General features: G+C 47.8%; 3 protein-coding genes. All 3 read left to right on the forward strand.

Annotation, left to right across the window (positions count from 1 at the left end):
• Positions 1-2,535: DUF1549 and DUF1553 domain-containing protein (locus ACKPQ4_RS05000; protein ID WP_407680110.1), on the forward strand; the 2,535-nt coding region annotated here is incomplete at its 5' end.
• 2 nt (positions 2,536-2,537) lie between these two features.
• Positions 2,538-4,079, forward strand: coding sequence for a DUF1501 domain-containing protein (locus tag ACKPQ4_RS05005; protein ID WP_407680111.1), 1,542 nt, complete (start codon positions 2,538-2,540; stop codon positions 4,077-4,079).
• Between the two features lie 69 nt (positions 4,080-4,148).
• Positions 4,149-4,595, forward strand: coding sequence for an FxLYD domain-containing protein (locus ACKPQ4_RS05010; protein WP_407680112.1), 447 nt, complete (start codon positions 4,149-4,151; stop codon positions 4,593-4,595).
• Positions 4,596-4,637 lie beyond the last annotated feature (42 nt).

Below are 4,637 nucleotides of genomic sequence, written 5' to 3' on the forward strand. Positions count from 1 at the left end.
AATGCCGATGAGGTTGAACCGGAGGGTGAAATTGTTCACCACGGGCCGGATTATGAAAAAGCCAAAAGTCACTGGGGCTTTAGTAGACCAACTAAGCCAAAACTTCCCCTCCATGCACTGGGAGAACATCCGATCGATCGCTTCATTAACCTCCAACTTAAGGAGGCTAAGTTACCTGCGAATTCTCGTGCCGAAGATGGTCTTTTAGTAAGAAGGGTGTTTTACGACCTAATTGGATTACCGCCTGCACCTGAAGAAGTGGATGCATATGTGAATGACGAGAATTCTGAAAAATTCAGCAAATTGGTCGATCGTTTGCTCATGTCTTCTCATTACGGTGAGAAGTGGGGTAGGCATTGGCTCGATCTTGTTCGGTATGCAGAGACCAACGGTTATGAACGCGATGGTAATAAGCCAGAAATCTGGCGTTACCGTGATTATGTGATTGATTCATTTAATCAAAACAAGCCCTACGACCGGATGATCCTGGAACATATTGCAGGAGATGAATTACCTGATGCTGATGCCGCATCCATCACCGCAACGGGGTACCACCGTCTTGGGGTATGGGATGACGAACCGGCTGATCGCACACTTGCCCGCTATGACTACCTTGATGATATCGTGCGTACTTCGGGGGAAGTGTTTCTTGGTATGACTATCGGATGTGCCCGATGTCACGACCACAAAATTGATCCCATATCAGCGAAAGACTACTATTCCATGCTTTCTTTCTTCGCTAATGTTTCTCCCCATCGTAATGCACAAAGTAACCTGATCAAGGTAACAGCTATAAAGCCCGACCCGCAATTGGTTCATACTCGGAAAAACTGGGAAGCACGAAAACAACAACTAGACAGGTCAGTGGTTTCCTTTAAGAGCGATTTTTTCTCCAAGCTTGAACCAAAACATTTGCCCAAGTCTATTCTGAACATTGCGGATGCCCGCACCGGTGGAACAGACTGGAAATACACTTTTTCCGCCCCTGCTGACGATTGGCAAACCAATGGATTTGGGGATGCTGATTGGGCGGTCGGGAAATCAGGCTTTGGGTTAAAGGGTACCCCCGGTTCGATTGTTCGTACCGATTGGAATACTCCTCACATTTGGATGCGTCACAAGTTCGGATTGGCGGAATTACCTGAGTCATTATTCCTTTCCTTTCATCATGATGAGGATATTACCGTTTTTCTTAACGGCAGGATAATTTTTCAAAAATCGGGATATTCCACCCATTATGAAACTCATGATGTTACCGAGACTGCTCATGCTGCATTGCAGACTGGGCAGAATGTACTCGCAGTTCATGTGAAGCAAACAGCTGGTGGGCAGTATGCTGATATTTCCTTACGTGGATTTTCCAAGAAAATTAACCTTGATGGCCTGATCGGAAATCACGGTTCACGGGTGATGACCGCAGGTCGTTTTAATTCTTACAAGAAGGATAAGAAAAACCTTGCGAATCATTTGAAGTCTGAGCCCTCGACCAATCAGTACCCCGTGCTGGCAGTTGCGGAGCAGGGCGATCATCCCGTCCACATTCTCCGTCGAGGAAATCCAGCCCTGCCTGGTCCTCAAGTTGAACCTGCATTTCCCAGTATTTTTGGCGATTCTGAGACGAAGATTCCAGCCAGTTATAAAAAAGGAAGTTCCAGTGGTCGCCGCCGGGTGCTTGCGGAGTGGCTGGCATCTCCGGAAAACCCCATGACTGCGAGGGTCATGGTCAACCGTATCTGGCAATATCATTTCGGGCGTGGGATTGTCCGCTCATCCAATGATTTTGGTATACAAGGTGTGGCTCCTACACATCCTAAGTTGCTCGACTGGTTGGCACATCGTTTCGTGGAGTCAGGCTGGGATATCAAGGCCATGCACCGTCTGATTATGTCGAGCCATGCCTACCAGCGTTCTTCTGCTCCCAATGATCAAGCCTTACTCAAAGATCCGTTGAATAACCTCTTTTGGCGTTTTGATATGCGCCGACTTCAGGCAGAAGAAGTGCGCGATTCCATCCTCGCTGCACGTGGGTCGATTAATCTTAGCCTCGGTGGACCGAGTGTGACCCCCCCTTTGCCGGAGATAATTCTAAAAACGGCATCGCAACCAGACAAAGCATGGGGAAAGTCCACTCCCGCTCAGGCCAACCGTCGTAGTGTCTATGTTAAAGTAAAACGTTCTTTGCAGGATCCCATTTTGCTTAGTCACGACATGGCTGATACGGACAGCACCTGTCCAGTCCGCTTCACCACCACCGTGCCCACTCAGTCACTCACCATGCTCAATGGTGAATTTGTCAATGACTCTGCTCTCTCATTAGCCGACCGTATCCGGCGAACTGCAGGTCCATCTTCTGCCGAACAGGTGGAGTGTGGTCTTTCGATTGTTTTTTCCCGCAAACCTCAGCCTCAGGAGGTTCAGGCGGGAGTTAGAATGATGGAGGAAGTGGCCCGGGTAGGTAACCTTTCTCCGAAGGAAGCACTCGACCGTTTTGCCCTGCTTGCACTGAATCTCAATGAATTTATTTACCTGGACTAATCATGAAACAAAATCAGCCAAACTTTTGTAACCAACTCAACCGGCGGGAATTCATCAAGGATATTGGAGGTGGGTTCGCTGCCCTCGGGCTTACTGGGATGCTTGCTCAGGATGGTTTCTTCGCCTCCAAGGCTATAGCCAAGGCACCAAATTTCGTCAATCCGCTTGCTCCAAAGGCACCGCCTCTCGATGGTTTCTTCGCCTCCAAGGCTATTGCCAAGGTACCAGATTTCGTCAATCCGCTTGCTCCAAAGGCACCGCCTCTCCCAGCCAAGGCAAAGTCGGTAATCTTTCTTTTCATGTACGGTGGGCCCAGTCATATGGATACCTTTGATTATAAGCCTGAGCTCTACCCATTGGACGGAAAGACCATTCAGGTAAAAACATTCGGCAGAGGTGGGCATCGTAATGAAAGCCGGGTGGTTGGACCAAAGTGGAAATTTAAACAGTATGGCCAGTGTGGGAAACACGTCTCCGATCTTTTCCCTAACATTGGGGAGTGTGTGGATGATATTGCTTTTCTACACTCCATGACTGCGGACTCTCCCATTCATGGGTCAGCCATGCTGATGATGAATTCTGGAAATTTACTTTCCGGGCATCCATCTATTGGATCCTGGGTGAACTATGGCCTGGGTAGTGTTAATGAGAACCTGCCCGGCTTTATGGTTATGCTTGATAAAATGGGCGGTCCTATTAGTGGAGCGAAGAACTGGTCAAGCGGTTATATGCCTGCCAGTTATCAAGGCACTGTATTACGCTCACAGGGTACACCTATTCTCGACTTAAAGAACGCGAAGGGAATTGCCGGAGCCGAGCAGCGCACATTACTTGATCATTTACGGATGATGAACGAGGGCCACTTATCCAGCCGTTACGATAATACTAACCTTTCTGCCCGAGTGGCCTCTTATGAACTGGCTTACAAAATGCAGTCCTCTGCTCCCGAAGCGGTAGATTTGGATAAGGAATCAACCAGGATTAAGGAACTTTATGGAATCGACGGTTCAAGGACGGAAGACTTTGGACGGAAGTGCCTGCTTGCCCGCCGAATGGTGGAGCGTGGCGTCCGTTTTATTCAGGTCTATTCGGGTGGCCACCATAACGATGCAAACTGGGATGCGCACGGAGATCTTGTTAAAAATCATGAGTTGCATGCGGGCAATACGGACAAGCCTATTGCCGGATTACTTAAGGATTTAAAACAGCGTGGATTGCTTGATGAAACTCTTGTGGTTTGGGGAGGAGAATTTGGCCGACAGCCCACTGCTGAGTACAAAGAGGGTACCGGGCGCGATCACAATGCTTATGGCTTTACCATGTGGATGGCTGGGGGCGGAATCAAAGGGGGAGTGTCCGTGGGTGCGACCGATGAGTTGGGGAGCATGGCGGTGGACGATAAATTCCATGTCAGGCGTCTTCACGCCACCATTCTCAACCAGCTCGGTCTCGATCCCAACAACCTTTCCTTCTTCCATGGTGGTTTGGACAAGAGCCTCGTCGGGGTGGAAGGTGCGGAGCCGATTAAGCAGATAATATCCTAAATTTTATTGAGGTGACTTCGGTTGCATTTGTTTTGCGCAGATTAAATTAAATCGTTTTCATAAGTTCTAATGAAGCCCAAACTTACCTGCCCGCATTGCGATAAAGATATATCTGTAATTGCTAATCGGATTGAGATCAAACATAGCTGGAAATATGCTTTTCTTTTCCTAGTTCTTCCTCTTCTTTTCTTTATTCCCACATATAAAGTTGTTTATTTTAAACCGGTTATTACTGAAGATCTTTCGATTGTAGATGTATCCACTTCTTTAAATAGATGGGGTTTTGAGCTCCATGGAGTGGTGGTAAACAAGAGCGATAATGTGTGGAAGTCCTTAATGATGGAGGCAGAATTTTTTGATAAAGACGGTAACTTTGTGGATGAAGCAAAAGCTAGTATTTTAACCACCATCAATGAGCATTCCCGTGAGCACTTTAAAGTTCGATTAAATGGGCTCGGTAAAGAGGCTTTAACTCTCGAGCCCAGATTGAAGCTATCCGGCGGGCGCGTTGAGTGATCAATTTTGGTTGAGGCTGATTTCTCCCTCGTCAATCGAGGA

Origin of the sequence: Candidatus Chordibacter forsetii (assembly GCF_964187505.1) — a bacterium.
GTDB classification, from domain to species: domain Bacteria; phylum Verrucomicrobiota; class Verrucomicrobiia; order Opitutales; family Seribacteraceae; genus Chordibacter; species Chordibacter forsetii.

Bases quoted from the DNA above. Each gene is read 5' to 3' on its own strand.
- ACKPQ4_RS05005 (WP_407680111.1), top strand. From the start codon at position 2,538: ATGAAACAAAATCAGCCAAACTTTTGTAACCAACTCAACCGGCGGGAA.
- ACKPQ4_RS05010 (WP_407680112.1), top strand. From the start codon at position 4,149: ATGAAGCCCAAACTTACCTGCCCGCATTGCGATAAAGATATATCTGTA.